The sequence below is a fragment of the Nevskiales bacterium genome, assembly GCA_035574475.1.
Classification (GTDB): Bacteria; Pseudomonadota; Gammaproteobacteria; order Nevskiales; family DATLYR01; genus DATLYR01.
Genome location: DATLYR010000037.1, coordinates 1 through 14,202, shown reverse-complemented (window position 1 = coordinate 14,202; position 14,202 = coordinate 1). Strand labels below are relative to the sequence as shown.

Here is a 14,202-nt window from a genome sequence, read left to right as displayed (position 1 = left end):
CCGCAGCCCGCACCCGCCATGCCGGAGATGGTGGAAACGCCGGCGCCGGCTGCGAGCGATCCCTATGCGGACGTACTCGGCGAGGTGGACATCCATATCGCATACGGCCTGTACGACGAGGCGGCGCGACTGCTGCAGGATCCGCTGGCCAAGTCGCCCGAGCGCAAGGACCTGCACCTGAAGCTGCTCGAAGTCTACTTCTCGGCCAACATGGCCCGGGAGTTCGAGGCACAGGCGCGCAAGCTGCGCACGCTGGTTCCGGGCAGCTCGGATCCGGACTGGGAGAAGGCCTGCATCATGGGGCGCCAGCTGTGCCCGGATTCCAGCCTGTTCTCCGGCGCCGCAGGCGCCGGCGACAGCTTGGGTACGGGCACGGCCGACCTCGATATCTCGTCGATACTGGGCGGCGCGCAGGCAACGGCAACACCGGCCGCCCCGCCCAAGCCCGCCGCCCCGGCGGGCAGCGAGGCGCCGGCTTCGCTGGATCTCGACCTGTCGGGGTTCGAGCTCGGCGTCGGAGATACGGGCAGCGCCAAGCCCGCGCCATCCACGCCCATCGCTGCTGCACCCGCCGCGGACATGGGCAACACGCTGGATTTCAATCTCGAGGATTTCAAGCTCGACACCCCCGCCGCGGCTGGCGGCAGCCAGCCGGCGACTGCCGCCGCACCTGCCGACGGCGGGCTCGACCTCGATCTGTCGGACTTCGATGTCAGCTCGGATGAGGTCGGCAGCGCACCTGCAGCCAGTCAGGCGGGAGAAGTCGCGATCGACGAGCTGCTGTCTCCGGCGCTCGAAAGCGGCGAGGGGCAGGCAGACACGCGGCTGGATCTGGCGCGCGCCTACCTCGATATGGGCGAGCCGGCCATGGCTCAGTCCCTGCTCCAGGAAGTCATCGCCCAGGGCAATGCCGCCCAGAAACAGGAAGCCCAGGAATTGCTGAGTCGGATCGGCACAGGCTGACTCTGCCGGCTTCGGCCGGCCCGTATCTTCGCGTCCATTCTCCATCTTCATGCAAGCGGCCTCATGCATGCGTCTGGCGGCAGGTCTCGAGTACGAGGGCACGGCCTATGCCGGCTGGCAGGCCCAGGGGCATGCCGTGGGCGTGCAGAACGTGGTCGAGCAGGCTCTCTCGCGCATCGCCGACCGGCCGGTAAGCACCATTTGCGCCGGCCGAACCGATGCGGGCGTCCACGCCCTGGGGCAGGTGATCCATTTCGATGTCGAGGTCGAGCGCCCCCTGGACGCCTGGCTGCTGGGCACCAACAGCCATCTGCCCGCGGATATCAGCCTGCGCTGGGTGCGGGCGGTGCCGGCGGATTTCCATGCCCGCTACAGTGCGCGTGCGCGCCGTTACCGCTACCTGATCCACAACAGCCGCAGCCGTTCCGGCCTGTATGCGCACCGCGCCGCCTGGTGCACCCATCCGCTGGACGCGCAGCGCATGCATGCAGCCGCGCAATACCTGCTGGGTGAACACGATTTCAGCGCCTATCGTGCCGCCGAGTGCCAATCCCGCTCGCCCAAGCGCAATGTCCTGGAGATCGCCGTGACCCGCCAGGACGAGTGGGTGGCGATCGAAGTGGAGGCCAATGCCTTTCTGCACCACATGGTGCGCAACATCGCCGGCGTGCTGATCGCCATCGGCCGCGGCGACCAGCCGGTGGACTGGACACGCCAGGTGCTGGAAGGCCGCGATCGTCGCCTGGGTGGCGTAACCGCCGCGCCCGAGGGGCTGTATTTCTTGGCGGTGCGCTACGACGCCACCTTCGGCCTGCCGGTGCCCCACTCGCAGGGCTTTGCCCCGCCGCCCTGAGCGCGGCGTGATTTGCTAGAATTTTCCGTCGTTTCCGCACCTGCGGTCAGCCGCCCATGCCCACCCGAATCAAGATCTGCGGGATCACCCGCCGGGACGATGCCTGGCAGGCGGCGGCCGCGGGCGCGCATGCGATTGGCCTGATGTTTTACCGCAAGAGCCCGCGCTATCTGCCTGTGGATCAGGCGGTTTCGATCCGGCGTGCCTTGCCCCCATTCATGGCCGCCGTGGCGGTATTCATGGACGCCGAGGCGGCCGAGGTCAGGGCGGTGGCGCAGCAGCTGCGGCCCGACCTGTTGCAGTTCCACGGCCGCGAGCCGGCGGATTTCTGTGCCGCGTTCGGCCTGCCTTACCTCAAGACCATCCCGATGGGCGGGGTGGAACCCGCGGCCTATGCCGCACAGTACCCGACCGCCGCGGGCTTCCTGCTCGACAGCCACGCGCCCGGCGCGGCGGGCGGCTCAGGCCGGGCATTCGACTGGACGCGCGTGCCCGCCGGACTTTCGGCACCGCTGATCCTGGCCGGGGGCCTGACGCCGGACAATGTGGCGGAAGCCGTGCGCCGGGTGCGGCCCTATGCGGTGGACGTGAGCAGCGGCGTGGAATCCTCGCCCGGCATCAAGGATGCTGGCCTGATGCAGGCGTTCGTGAAAGGAGTGCAGCGTGGCGATCTCGAGTAAGCCGGCAGCGGCCGGGCAGACGCTGCCCGACGCGCGCGGCCATTTCGGCCCCTATGGCGGCCGCTTCGTGGCGGAAACCCTGATGCAGCCGCTGGCGCAGCTGACCGAGGCCTACGAGCGGCTGCGCCAGGACCCGCAGTTCCTGGCCGAGCTGGACGCCGATCTGAAGCACTACGTCGGCCGGCCGTCGCCGCTGTATCACGCCGAGCGCCTGAGCCGGAAGCTCGGCGGCGCGCAGATCTATCTCAAGCGCGAAGACCTCAACCACACCGGCGCGCACAAGATCAACAACACCGTCGGCCAGGCGCTGCTCGCCAGCCGTATGGGCAAGACCCGCATCATCGCCGAGACCGGCGCCGGCCAGCATGGCGTGGCCACCGCCACGGTGGCGGCACGCCTGGGCCTGAAGTGTGTGGTGTACATGGGCGCCGAGGACATCCAGCGCCAGGCGCCGAACGTGTTCCGCATGAAGCTGCTCGGCGCCGAGGTGGTGCCGGTGCATTCCGGCTCGAAGACCCTCAAGGATGCCCTCAACGAGGCCCTGCGCGACTGGGTCACGAACGTGGATGACACCTTCTACATCATCGGCACCGTGGCCGGCCCGCATCCCTACCCGCAGATGGTGCGCGACTTCCAGAGCGTGATCGGGCGCGAGGCACGCGCGCAGATCCTGGAGCAGGCCGGCCGGCTGCCGGATGCGCTGATCGCCTGTGTGGGCGGCGGCTCCAATGCCATCGGCCTGTTCCATCCCTTCCTGGCCGATGCCTCGGTGGCCATGGTCGGCGTGGAGGCGGGCGGAAAGGGCGTCGCCACCGGCCATCACGCGGCACCGTTGACCGCTGGACGGCCGGGCGTACTGCACGGCAACCGCACCTACGTGATGCAGGACGAGAACGGCCAGATCATCGCCACGCATTCGATCTCCGCCGGCCTGGATTACCCGGGCGTGGGGCCCGAGCACGCCTGGCTCAAGGACAGCGGCCGCGTACAGTACGTCGCCATCAACGACGACGAGGCGCTGCAGGGTTTCCACACGCTGACGCGGGTGGAGGGCATCATCCCGGCGCTGGAATCGGCGCATGCCATCGCCCAGGCCTGTAAGCAGGCGCCGCGGATGCGCCGCGACCAGATCCTGCTGGTCTGTCTCTCGGGGCGCGGCGACAAGGACATCAACACGGTCGCCGCGCTGGAGGGCATCCAGCTATGAGCCGCATCGCGCAGACCTTCGCGCAGGCGCAGGCGGCGGGCCGCAAGCTGCTGATTCCCTACATCACCGCCGGCGACCCCCACCCGCGCGCGACCGTGCCGCTGATGCAGGCGCTGGTGGCGGCCGGCGCCGACATCCTCGAGCTCGGCGTACCGTTCTCCGATCCGATGGCCGATGGCCCGGTGATCCAGGCCGCCTGCGAGCGCGCGCTGGCACAGGGCGTCAGCCTGCGCGGGATCCTGGAGATGGTGCGGGAATTCCGGCGACAGGATACGCGCACGCCGGTCGTCCTGATGGGCTACCTGAATCCGATCGAGGCCATGGGCTATGCCGAGTTCGCGGCGGCGGCGCAGGCGGCCGGTGTGGACGGCGTCCTCGTGGTGGATCTGATGCCCGAGGAATCCGAAATCCTGCTGCCGCTGCTGCGTGCCCGGAGGCTGGACAGTATCTATCTGGTGGCGCCCACCACCACGGAGGCGCGCATGGATGAGATCGCGCGCCTGGCCAGCGGTTACTTGTACTACGTGTCGTTCAAGGGCGTCACCGGCGCCGACCGCCTGGATGTCGCCGAGGTGGCCGGCAAGCTCCAGCAGCTGCGGCGGCACACTCGGTTACCGGTGGCGGTCGGCTTCGGTATCCGCGACGCCGAGTCTGCGGCCCGCGTCGGTGCGGTGGCGGACGCGGTCGTGGTCGGCAGCGCGCTGGTGTCGCTGATCGGTCAGCCGGGGCGGGACGAAGCGGCCCTGCGGCAGTCGGTGTCACAGGCACTGGGCGACATGCGCCGGGCGCTGGATGAGGGCCTGCCGGCAGACCTGCGCAAACCGGCGGCCAAATAGTCATACAATAGGGCGGCAGGCTGAAGGCAGGGACCCCCCATGAGCTGGCTGCAGAAAGTGATGCCCTCGCAGATTCGCACGGACTCGGCGGACAAGCGCTCGATCCCGGAAGGGTTGTGGACCAAGTGCGAAGGCTGCGCCGCCGTACTGTACCGCGCGGAGCTGGAGCGCACGCTGAACGTCTGCCCCAAGTGCGGCACCCATCATTATCTTGGCGCGCGCGCGCGCATCGACAGCTTTCTGGACCGCGAAGGTCGCGTGGAGATCGCCCCCTCGCTGGAGGCGGTCGACATGCTCAAGTTCCGCGACACCAAGAAATACAAGGACCGTCTCAGCCAGGCGCAGAAGGACACCAATGAGAAAGACGCTCTGGTGGTCGTGCAGGGCAGGGTCAACGGCCTCGGTGTGGTCGTGGCCGCGTTCGAATTCGGTTTCATGGGCGGCTCGATGGGCTCGGTCGTGGGCGAGAAGTTCGTGCGCGCGGTCAATACCTGCATCGCCCACGGGCTGCCGCTGGTCTGCTTTACCGCCTCCGGCGGCGCGCGCATGCAGGAGAGCCTGTTCTCGCTGATGCAGATGGCACGCACCAGCGCGGCGCTCGCGCGCCTCGCGGAACGTGGGCTGCCGTTCATCTCCGTGATGACCAATTCCACCATGGGTGGCGTGAGCGCCAGCCTGGCGATGCTGGGCGACATCAACATCGCCGAACCGAAGGCCCTGATCGGCTTCGCCGGTCCGCGGGTCATCGAGCAGACCGTGCGTCAGAAGCTGCCGGAAGGCTTCCAGCGTTCCGAGTTCCTGCTCGAGCACGGCGCCATCGACATGATCGTCGATCGCCGCGAGCTGCGCGAGCGCGTGTACCGTCTGCTGGCCATGCTCATGCGCCAGCCGGCCAGCCCGCCCGCTGCCTGATCTCTTCCCCGTTCCCGTCTTGCGCACGCTTGCCGACTGGCTGCGCTGGCAGGAGGGGCTGAATCCGCGCGGGATTGCGCTGGGCCTCGAGCGCATGCGCGCGGTGGCCGGGCGCCTGTCGCTGTCACCGTTCCGCTGCCCGGTCGTCACGGTGGGCGGCACCAACGGCAAGGGTTCCTGCGTCGCCTATCTCGAGGCCATGCTTTCGGCACAGGGTTACCGGGTTTGCGCGTATACCTCACCGCATCTGCTGCGCTACAACGAGCGTGTCCGCATCGCCGGCCGGCAGGCCACGGACACCGAGCTGTGCGCGGCATTCGAGCGCATCGAGGCGGCACGTGGCGAGATGCCGCTGACGTATTTCGAGTTCGGCACGCTGGCGGCGCTGTTGCTATTCCAGGACGCATCGCCAGAGGCCGTCATCCTCGAAGTCGGATTGGGCGGGCGGCTGGATGCCGTCAATCTGGTGGATGCCGACGTGGCCCTGATCAGTTCCATCGGTCTCGACCACACCGAGTGGCTGGGGCCGGATCGCGAAAGCATCGCGCGCGAGAAGGCCGGGATCTTCCGTTCCGGCCGTCCGGCGGTGTGCGGCGATCCCTCACCGCCGCGCAGCCTGCAGCAACAGGCCGATGCACTGGGCACCCGCTTGTACCGCCTGGAACAGGATTTCAGGCACTGCGAGGATGAGGGCACTTGGCGCTGGCAAGGCTGGGATGCCACGTTGGAGCGCCTGCCGTTGCCGGCACTGCGCGGCGCCGTGCAGCTCGACAACGCTGCCGCCTGTGTCGCTGCGCTCAGGCTGCTCAGCGCGCGGCTGCCGGTGTCTGATGAGGCCGTCCGCGCGGGCCTGCGCGCGGCGCGGCTGCCGGGCCGCTTCCAGGTCCTGCCGGGCAGGGTGCCGGTCATCCTGGACGTGGCGCACAATGCCGAAGCCTGCGGGGTCTTGGCCGCGAACCTGGCGGCATTGCCCGGCCGGGGCCGCACGCTGGCGGTGCTCGGCATGCTGAACGACAAGCCTGCCGCCGAAGTGGCGCGCATCATGGATGCCCAGGTGCACGCGTGGTACCTTGGCGGCCTGGAAGTCGCGGGGCGCGGGCAGAGCGCACAGGCGCTGGCGAGCAGGCTCGGCCGGCTGCGCGGCGCGGTGCACCTGCATCAGGATATCGCGGCTGCCTTTGCGGCTGCGCGCCACGATGCCGGGCCGGACGACCGGATCGTGGCATTCGGCTCGTTCCATACCGTTGAGGCTGTGCTCAGGATTGCAGCATGAACGACATGACCAAACGCCGGCTGGTGGGTGGCGCGGTACTGGCCGCGCTGGCGCTCGGCTTCGCCGTCCTGTTCTTCCGTGCGGAACCCGAGCCGGGAGTTCCGCCGGCGCAGGAATCCGACCTCGCGGACGTGCGCACCTATGCCATCGAGGTCCCCGCCGTGCCCGAGCAGCCGCCGCAGGAAATCCTGGCCCAGGATCCGCCGATCGGCACGCTGCTGCCCGGGCCGGCGGAAAAGCCCGCCGCTGGCAAGGACGGCGGGAAGCCGGCGCCGGCCAGCAAGCCCAAGCCCGCCGCGGAGCCGAAACCGGCGCCCGTCGCAACGGCCGTCGTGCCGGATGTCGGCTGGTCGGTGCAGGTCGGCAGCTTTGCCTCGCGCCAGAACGCCGATGGCCTGCTCAAGCGGCTGAAGGAAATGGGCTACCCGGCCTTCGTCTACCGCAACGCCGACGAGAACCCGCCCCTCTTCCGGGTGCGGGCGGGACCCTACACGGAGCAGGACGCCGCCCGCGAAGCGGCGCAGCGTCTGCGCGAACAGCTGCGGCTGGACGTGAAAGTCGTGGCGAATGGGTGAAACCGTCCCTACCGGCTGCATGCGGGGGTCTGATAAAATGCGCCCACGCGCAGGACTGAAGGATCACCTTCCCGATGCTTTGGGTTGACTGGCTCATAATCGGCATCGTCCTCGTCTCCGCAGTCGTCGGGCTGTTCCGCGGTTTCTTCCGCGAGGTCATCTCGATCCTGAGCTGGGTCGTCGCTTTCGTAGTGGCGATCCATTTCACCGACCCGGCCAGCCTGTTACTGGAGTCCAGCATCGAAACCCCCTCGCTGCGCAAGGCCGTCACCGGTACCGGGTTGTTCGTACTGGTGCTGTTACTGGGTGGACTGGTCAATTTCCTGGTCGGCAGGCTGGTCAGTGGCAGCGGCCTGGCCGGCACCGATCGCGTCATCGGTGGCGTGTTCGGCGTGATACGGGGCGCGGTGCTGGTGATTCTGCTGATGCTGTTGGCTGCGCTCACGCCGGTGACCCAGGACCCCTGGTGGCACGAGTCGCGCCTGATCCCGCAGCTGCAGCCCTACGCCGTGTGGGTGAGGGGTCTGCTGCCGGCCGAGTACGCCAAGCACTTCCAGTTCGGACCACCGCCGGCGCAGGAAGGGGCTTGAGCCATGTGCGGCATCGTCGGCATCGTTTCCCACAGCCCGGTCAACCAGGAGATCTATGACGCATTGACCGTGCTGCAGCACCGCGGCCAGGATGCGGCCGGCATCGTCACCAGCGAGAACGGGCGCCTGCACCTGCGCAAGGAAAACGGCCTGGTGCGCGACGTATTCAGCAACGAACACATGCTGATGTTGCGCGGCAATATCGGCGTCGGCCACGTCCGCTACCCGACCGCCGGTTGCTCGAACTCGGCAGAAGCCCAGCCCTTTTACGTGAACACGCCTTACGGCATCTGCCTGTCGCATAACGGCAACCTGACCAACGCCCAGCGGCTCAAGGACGAGCTGTTCCTGGCCGACCGGCGCCACCTCAATACCGACTCCGACTCGGAGGTGCTGCTCAACGTCTTCGCCCATGAGCTGATGCGCCGCGGCAAACTGCGTCTGACCGAGCACGACATCTTCGAGGCCGTTTCCGCCGTCCACCAGCGCTGCCGCGGCGCTTATGCGGTGGTGGCCATGATCACCGGCTACGGCATCGTCGCCTTCCGCGACCCCTACGGCATCCGGCCGGTGGTCTATGGCCGCCGCGAGACTTCGCAGGGCGTTGACTACATGATCGCGTCGGAGAGTGTGGCCCTGGACGCGCTGGGCTTCGAGCTGATCTCGGATATCCAGCCCGGCGAGGCGGTGTACGCGACCCTCGACGGCAAGCTGCACGTGCGCCAGTGCGCCGAGCACCCGGTACTGTCGCCCTGCATCTTCGAGCACGTGTACCTGGCGCGGCCCGACTCGGTGATCGACCAGGTCTATGTGTACAAGGCGCGCCTGCGCATGGGCACCAAGCTGGCCGAGAAAATCCTGCGTGACTGGCCGGACCACGACATCGACGTGGTCATCCCCATCCCGGACACCAGCCGCACGGCGGCGGTCGAGCTGGCCAGCCAGCTGGGTGTCAAGTACCGCGAGGGCTTCATCAAGAACCGCTACATCGGTCGCACATTCATCATGCCGGGCCAGCAGCAACGCAAGAAGTCGGTGCGGCAGAAGCTCAATCCCATCGACCTGGAGTTCCAGGGCAAGAACGTGCTGCTGGTGGACGATTCGATCGTGCGCGGCACTACCTCGCAGGAGATCATCCAAATGGCGCGCGACGCCGGGGCCAACAAGGTTTACTTCGCCTCGGCTGCGCCGCCGGTACGCTACCCGAACGTGTACGGCATCGACATGCCGACGGCCTCGGAGCTCATCGCCCACGGCCGCAGCGAGGAGCAGGTCGGCAAGCTGATCGGCGCCGACCGTCTCATCTACCAGGATCTCGATGACCTCATCCAGGCAGTCCGTGCGGGCAACCCGCAGATCGAGCGCTTCGAGGATTCGGTGTTCACCGGGCGCTACGTGACCGACGACGTCAGCGAGGAATACCTGCAGCAGCTCGAGCTGTTCCGCTCCGACGCCGCCAAGGAGGCGCGCCGCCGCCAGGGCGACCGCGCACCGGTCGAGATCTACAACGTCCGTTAGCCTCTCCGGCTTGCAACTTGCACGGGCTGCTGTAAATATCTGTGAAAATCACGATCATCTGCGGGGGGAGTCGAGCCATGGAGATCCGCGCGTTCATACTGGGTGCCGGTCTGGGAATCGCCTGCCTGCCAGCGCTGATGCCAGCCCAGGCCGAGGAAGCTGTGGTCAACCCCGTGGCCAAGGTCCGCAACCTCGTGCTCAGCATCAAAGGGACGCCGGACAATGTCGCCAGCCTGTGTCGGCTGGCGCTGGTCCAGACGCTGGAAGAAGAGGAATTCACGGTGGTGAAGGACCGCGCCAAGGCCGACGCCGAGCTCGTGTTCACCGGCAATCCCGTGACCATCACCCAGGGCCGGCGCATGGATATCGGCAAGGTCCAGCTGAGCTACGCCGTAGAGGTCAACGGCTCCGCCGGGCGTATCTGGTCGCTGGTGGACCACGAGTGGGGCAGCTCGCTGGCCGATGCCTGCGAGGACGCGGCCGGGGACATCGCCGACGAACTGGCGGAAGCGCGCGACGACGATTGAGTGTGCTTGACAGCCCGGGGAGCGGGGCTTAGCCTTCGCGCTTCCGGTGCGCCGATTTGTCCTGCTTGCGGGCGTCGAACCTGTCTCCGGACGGGTTCAAAATACAGCTAAAACGGAGCAGGCCTGCGTTCGCGCCGAGCGCGGGTTTTTTTGTGCCCGCTGGGTTCACACCGACGGGTACAGGCCATGAGCAGCACCGACGACATTCCTGACTGGGGCTTCGCCACGCTGGGCATCCGCGCCGGCCTTGTGCCGGGGGCGGAAGGCGAGCACTCGGCGCCGATCTATGCCACCTCGAGCTTCGTCGCCGCCAGCGCCGCCGAGGCAGCGGCGCGCTTCAGCGGGCAGTCAAAGGGTAATATCTACTCGCGCTTCACCAACCCGACGGTGCAGGCCTTCGAGCGGCGGCTGGCGGCGCTCGAGGGCGGCGAAGCCTGCGTCGGCACGGCCTCCGGCATGGCCGCGATCCTGGCGACTTGCATGTCACTGCTGAAGAGCGGCGACCACATCGTCGCTTCCAGCGGATTGTTCGGGCCGAGCATCAGCCTGTTCAACAACTACCTGAAGCCCTTCGGCATAGACACCCGCTATGTGCCGCTGACGGATCTCGACGCCTGGCGGGCGGCGATCACGCCGAAGACGAAGCTGCTGTTCCTGGAAACGCCGTCCAATCCGCTGACGGACGTGGCCGACATCGCCGCTCTGGCCGCGATCGCGCGCGAGCACGACTGTCTGCTGGTGGTGGACAATTGCTTCTGCACGCCGGCGCTGCAGCGGCCACTGGCGCTGGGTGCGCACATCGTGATCCATTCGGCCACCAAGTACATCGACGGCCAGGGGCGCTGCATCGGCGGCGCCGTGGTGGGCGATGCGCAGACGGTAGGCGAGAAGGTGTTCGGTTTTCTGCGCACCGCCGGCCCCAGCCTGAGTCCTTTCAATGCCTGGGTCTTCCTCAAGGGCCTGGAGACGCTCGACCTGCGTATGAAGGCGCATAGCGCCAATGCACTGCGGCTGGCCGAATGGCTGGCGCAGCAGCCGGCGGTGGCACGCGTGTTCTACCCCGGTCTGCCGGATCACCCCCAGCATGCGCTGGCGCGGCGGCAGCAGTCGGCCTTCGGCGGCATCGTATCGTTCGAGATCCGGGGCGGGCGCGAGGCGGCCTGGCGGGTGATCGATGCCACGCGCATGATTTCGATCACCGCCAACCTGGGCGACACACGCAGCACCATCACCCATCCGGCCACGACCACGCACAGCCGCATCACCGCGGAGGACCGCGCCGCGGCGGGCATCACCGAAGGACTGCTGCGCGTGGCGGTGGGGCTCGAGAACGTCGAGGACATCATCGCCGACCTCGAGCGAGGCTTGAGCGCTGGTTGAGGCGATCGAGACGGTAACGGGATCAACAGGATCGGCAGGCTGAGATTCTCAGGGGGGAAACTCGCCGGTTAATCTAAATCCTGTAATTCGGTCCATTCTTCATTCCAGATCCTGAAGCCGGCAACCGGAGGCGTCGCAGACCAGCATGCTGCCGCGGTCATCGTGCCAGTCCGAGAGCACGATGCGCCGGGCCGGTGCGCCATCGAGCCGGAAGTCATGGATGGCCGGCCGGTGCGTATGGCCATGGATCAGTTGGCGCACGCCGTGCTGGCGTAGCAGATCCTCGACCGCCTGCTGGGTCACGTCCATGATCTCGGCGGCTTTCAGGGTCTTGTTGTAGCTGCTTTCCATGCGCAGCTGACGTGCGATCTTCTCGCGCACCGCCGGCGGCTGCGCCAGGAACGCGGCCTGCCGCGCCGGGTCCAGCCATTCGCGGCGGCCCTTCATGTGCGCGACGTCGTCCGTGCACAGCATGTCGCCGTGCGACAGCACGGTCGGCGTGCCATGCAGGTCGATGACGGTAGGATCCTTGAGCAGCCTGCCGCCGGTGGCCTCCAGGAAAGCCTCGCCGATCAGGAAATCCCGGTTGCCGTGCATCAGGTACAGCGGTACGCCGGCATCGCTCAGCGCACGCATGCCGGCGATTTCCCGCGGGTACAACGCCATGTTGGCATCATCGCCGATCCACAGGTCGAACAGGTCGCCCATGATATAGACGGCGTTGGCACTGCGCGCCGGACCGGCCAGGAATCCCAGGAAGATCCGAGTGAGCTGCGGGCGCGCAGGCTCTAGGTGCAGGTCGGAGATGAACAGCGTCGGCATGCGGTGCCCGGCTCAGTCCTCGAGGATCTCCACCTGGTCGATCGTGATGTCCTGCTTGGGTACGTCCGCGTGCATGCCCATGCGGCCGGTCTCGACCGCGGCGATGGCATCGACCACGTCCATGCCCTCGGTCACCTGGCCGAACACGCAGTAGCCCCAGCCGCGCGCGTCGGGCGAGCGGTAATCGAGGAAATCGTTGTCCTTGAGGTTGATGAAGAACTGCGCCGTGGCGGAGTGCGGGTCGCTGGTGCGGGCCATGGCGATGCTGCCGCGCAGGTTCTTGAGCCCGTTATCGGCCTCGTTGCGGATCGGTCTGCGGGTTGCCTTGGGCTTCAGCCCGCGGGTCAGCCCGCCACCCTGGATCATGAAACCGGGGATCACGCGGTGGAACAAGGTGCCGACGTAAAAGCCGCTGCGCGCGTATTCCAGAAAGTTGGCCGTCGTGCTGGCGGCCTTGGTCGCGTCGAGGCTGAGCGTGATCTGGCCGAGGCGGGTGCTGATGCGGATCCTGGGCATGCTGTCGGGGTCCGGGTAGATTGGGGTCAGGCGGCGGCGTCCAGGGCGGGCTGCACGCAGGCCAGCGCGGCCTGCAGCACCTCCACGCCGGCGCCGGCGCGGTGCGCGTGCTCGGCCAGGTGGCGGCGCCAGGCGCGTGCGCGTGGCTGGCCCTGGAACAGGCCCAGGATGTGACGGGCAATGTGCTTGAGCGCGGTCCCGCGAGCCAGTTCGCGCTCGACATAGGGCAGGAGCCGTTCGACGATCTCCAGCCGCGTCGGCGCGGCGGCCGGATCGCCGTAGAAACGGGCGTCCACCCCGGCCAGCAGATAGGGGTTCTGGTAAGCGGCGCGGCCGAGCATGACGCCGTCCACCTGCTCGAGATGGCCGGCAGCCTCGTCCAGCGTGGTCACGCCGCCGTTCAGCACGATCTCCAGTTCCGGGAAGTCCTGCTTGAGCCGGTACACGCGGTCGTAGTGCAGCGGCGGGATCTCGCGGTTTTCCCTGGGGCTCAGGCCCTGCAGCCAGGCCTTGCGGGCATGGATGATGAAGACCCGGCAACCGGCCTGCGCCACCGTTGTGACGAAGCCATGCAGGTGCGCGTACTGGTCGAGTTCATCGATGCCGAGACGGGTCTTGACGGTGACGGGCAGTGAGGTCGCGGCCTGCATCGCGGCCACACACTCGGCGACGAGCGCGGGCTCGGCCATCAGGCAGGCGCCAAAGCGGCCGGACTGTACGCGGTCGCTGGGGCAGCCGACATTCAGGTTGACCTCGTCGTAGCCCCAGTCCGCCGCGATCCGGGCGCAGCGCGCGAGCTTCTGCGGGTCGCTGCCGCCGAGCTGCAGAGCCAGGGGACGCTCCGCTGCATCGAAGCGCAGCAGCCGGTCACGGTCGCCGTGCAGCAGGGCATCGGCGGTGACCATCTCGGTGTAGAGGCGGGCGTGGCGCGTGATCAGGCGCAGGAAGTACCGATCGTGGCGATCGGTCCAGTCCATCATCGGCGCAACGCAGATACGACGCGGGTGCATTTGCGCATTATACCTTCCGGCCGGGGCAGGGCCGGAATAACAAAGGCCGGCAAGGCGTCGCCTTGCCGGCCTGGGTGGAGGGCCTTGCGGGTCAGGGTACGTCGACGGGCCCTGACACCTCGGTCTTCAAGGTCTTGCCGTCGGCATCCCTGAATCCAGACTTCACCGTCACCGTGTAGCTGCCGCTCGGCACGCCCGGCAGGTAGATCAGGCCGCGATTCACGCCCAGCCGCCAGTTGCCCGGAACCGTGCCGCCGGAAATCGAAATGGCGCTGAAGTCGGTCTGGCTGTCGAAGCGGCCGGAGAACATCAGCGCGATGCCGCTCTGGCTGCCGTCGGAGGACTTGAAGTGCCCGGCGTAGGTCAGCACCAGCGCGTCGGCATCACTGCTGCTGGATTTGATCCACCACGGGTCGCGGCCGGCGGCGGGCTGCGCCACCGGGCTGCCCGGTATCGTGCCCTGGGTGCGCGCCGCGCGCCGCGCCGGCCTCGGCGCGGGTTCTGCGGCAGGCTCGGCTTCCGCCGCGGGTGCACTGCCCG

16 protein-coding genes are annotated in these 14,202 nt (G+C 67.9%); 12 read left to right on the top strand and 4 right to left on the bottom strand.

Going from position 1 to position 14,202, the window contains the following annotated elements; all coding sequences use genetic code 11:
• The 12 genes from VNJ47_02290 to VNJ47_02235 all read left to right on the top strand — a co-directional run.
• The coding region (locus VNJ47_02290; GenBank protein ID HXG27662.1) for a FimV/HubP family polar landmark protein at positions 1 to 963 on the top strand (963 nt) is incomplete at its 5' end.
• A 67-nt stretch (positions 964 to 1,030) separates the two neighbouring features.
• Positions 1,031 to 1,816 carry a tRNA pseudouridine(38-40) synthase TruA gene (truA, locus tag VNJ47_02285; GenBank protein HXG27661.1) on the top strand — a complete coding sequence of 262 codons (786 nt, stop codon included), beginning with the start codon at positions 1,031 to 1,033 and terminating at the stop codon, positions 1,814 to 1,816.
• A gap of 56 nt (positions 1,817 to 1,872) precedes the next feature.
• Positions 1,873 to 2,496, top strand: coding sequence for a phosphoribosylanthranilate isomerase (locus VNJ47_02280; GenBank protein ID HXG27660.1), 624 nt, complete (start codon positions 1,873 to 1,875; stop codon positions 2,494 to 2,496).
• Positions 2,480 to 3,703 (top strand): tryptophan synthase subunit beta, encoded by a 1,224-nt coding sequence (gene trpB, locus VNJ47_02275; GenBank protein ID HXG27659.1) that lies wholly within the window; start codon positions 2,480 to 2,482, stop codon positions 3,701 to 3,703. The genes VNJ47_02280 and trpB overlap by 17 nt, the downstream gene beginning before the upstream one ends.
• On the top strand, positions 3,700 to 4,539 hold the full coding sequence (gene trpA / locus VNJ47_02270) for a tryptophan synthase subunit alpha (protein HXG27658.1): 840 nt from the start codon (positions 3,700 to 3,702) through the stop codon (positions 4,537 to 4,539). Before trpB ends, trpA begins: the two co-directional genes overlap by 4 nt.
• Positions 4,540 to 4,578: 39 nt before the next feature.
• Positions 4,579 to 5,451, top strand: a complete 873-nt coding sequence (gene accD / locus VNJ47_02265; GenBank protein ID HXG27657.1) for an acetyl-CoA carboxylase, carboxyltransferase subunit beta — start codon at positions 4,579 to 4,581, stop codon at positions 5,449 to 5,451.
• Positions 5,452 to 5,470: 19 nt separating this feature from the next.
• Positions 5,471 to 6,724 (top strand): bifunctional tetrahydrofolate synthase/dihydrofolate synthase, encoded by a 1,254-nt coding sequence (folC, locus tag VNJ47_02260; GenBank protein ID HXG27656.1) that lies wholly within the window; start codon positions 5,471 to 5,473, stop codon positions 6,722 to 6,724.
• Positions 6,721 to 7,299, top strand: a complete 579-nt coding sequence (locus VNJ47_02255; protein ID HXG27655.1) for an SPOR domain-containing protein — start codon at positions 6,721 to 6,723, stop codon at positions 7,297 to 7,299. Before folC ends, VNJ47_02255 begins: the two co-directional genes overlap by 4 nt.
• A gap of 74 nt (positions 7,300 to 7,373) precedes the next feature.
• Positions 7,374 to 7,889, top strand: coding sequence for a CvpA family protein (locus VNJ47_02250; GenBank protein HXG27654.1), 516 nt, complete (start codon positions 7,374 to 7,376; stop codon positions 7,887 to 7,889).
• Between the two features lie 3 nt (positions 7,890 to 7,892).
• Positions 7,893 to 9,407: an amidophosphoribosyltransferase gene (gene purF, locus VNJ47_02245; protein ID HXG27653.1), complete on the top strand. Its 1,515-nt coding sequence runs from the start codon at positions 7,893 to 7,895 to the stop codon at positions 9,405 to 9,407.
• Between the two features lie 77 nt (positions 9,408 to 9,484).
• The gene (locus tag VNJ47_02240; GenBank protein HXG27652.1) at positions 9,485 to 9,934 is read left to right on the top strand and encodes a hypothetical protein; all 450 of its coding nucleotides are present in this window, start codon (positions 9,485 to 9,487) and stop codon (positions 9,932 to 9,934) included.
• 186 nt (positions 9,935 to 10,120) lie between these two features.
• Entirely contained in the window at positions 10,121 to 11,314 is a 1,194-nt protein-coding gene (locus tag VNJ47_02235) for an O-succinylhomoserine sulfhydrylase (GenBank protein HXG27651.1), read from the top strand.
• Positions 11,315 to 11,413: 99 nt separating this feature from the next.
• Here VNJ47_02235 and VNJ47_02230 read toward each other — a convergent pair whose 3' ends face one another.
• From VNJ47_02230 to VNJ47_02215, 4 genes are all read right to left on the bottom strand, one after another.
• Entirely contained in the window at positions 11,414 to 12,136 is a 723-nt protein-coding gene (locus VNJ47_02230; GenBank protein HXG27650.1) for a UDP-2,3-diacylglucosamine diphosphatase, read from the bottom strand.
• 12 nt (positions 12,137 to 12,148) lie between these two features.
• Positions 12,149 to 12,652: a peptidylprolyl isomerase gene (locus VNJ47_02225; GenBank protein HXG27649.1), complete on the bottom strand. Its 504-nt coding sequence runs from the start codon at positions 12,650 to 12,652 to the stop codon at positions 12,149 to 12,151.
• A 26-nt stretch (positions 12,653 to 12,678) separates the two neighbouring features.
• Entirely contained in the window at positions 12,679 to 13,662 is a 984-nt protein-coding gene (dusA, locus tag VNJ47_02220; GenBank protein HXG27648.1) for a tRNA dihydrouridine(20/20a) synthase DusA, read from the bottom strand.
• A 91-nt stretch (positions 13,663 to 13,753) separates the two neighbouring features.
• Positions 13,754 to 14,202: hypothetical protein (locus VNJ47_02215; protein HXG27647.1), on the bottom strand; the 449-nt coding region annotated here is incomplete at its 5' end.

Excerpts from the sequence above, each read along its gene's own strand:
- VNJ47_02230 (HXG27650.1), bottom strand. The coding sequence starts at position 12,136 with ATGCCGACGCTGTTCATCTCCGACCTGCACCTAGAGCCTGCGCGCCCG.
- trpA (HXG27658.1), top strand. The coding sequence starts at position 3,700 with ATGAGCCGCATCGCGCAGACCTTCGCGCAGGCGCAGGCGGCGGGCCGC.
- VNJ47_02250 (HXG27654.1), top strand. The coding sequence starts at position 7,374 with ATGCTTTGGGTTGACTGGCTCATAATCGGCATCGTCCTCGTCTCCGCA.
- purF (HXG27653.1), top strand. The coding sequence starts at position 7,893 with ATGTGCGGCATCGTCGGCATCGTTTCCCACAGCCCGGTCAACCAGGAG.
- accD (HXG27657.1), top strand. The coding sequence starts at position 4,579 with ATGAGCTGGCTGCAGAAAGTGATGCCCTCGCAGATTCGCACGGACTCG.
- dusA (HXG27648.1), bottom strand. The coding sequence starts at position 13,662 with ATGCACCCGCGTCGTATCTGCGTTGCGCCGATGATGGACTGGACCGAT.
- VNJ47_02280 (HXG27660.1), top strand. The coding sequence starts at position 1,873 with ATGCCCACCCGAATCAAGATCTGCGGGATCACCCGCCGGGACGATGCC.
- truA (HXG27661.1), top strand. The coding sequence starts at position 1,031 with ATGCGTCTGGCGGCAGGTCTCGAGTACGAGGGCACGGCCTATGCCGGC.
- VNJ47_02240 (HXG27652.1), top strand. The coding sequence starts at position 9,485 with ATGGAGATCCGCGCGTTCATACTGGGTGCCGGTCTGGGAATCGCCTGC.
- VNJ47_02255 (HXG27655.1), top strand. The coding sequence starts at position 6,721 with ATGAACGACATGACCAAACGCCGGCTGGTGGGTGGCGCGGTACTGGCC.
- VNJ47_02235 (HXG27651.1), top strand. The coding sequence starts at position 10,121 with ATGAGCAGCACCGACGACATTCCTGACTGGGGCTTCGCCACGCTGGGC.
- VNJ47_02225 (HXG27649.1), bottom strand. The coding sequence starts at position 12,652 with ATGCCCAGGATCCGCATCAGCACCCGCCTCGGCCAGATCACGCTCAGC.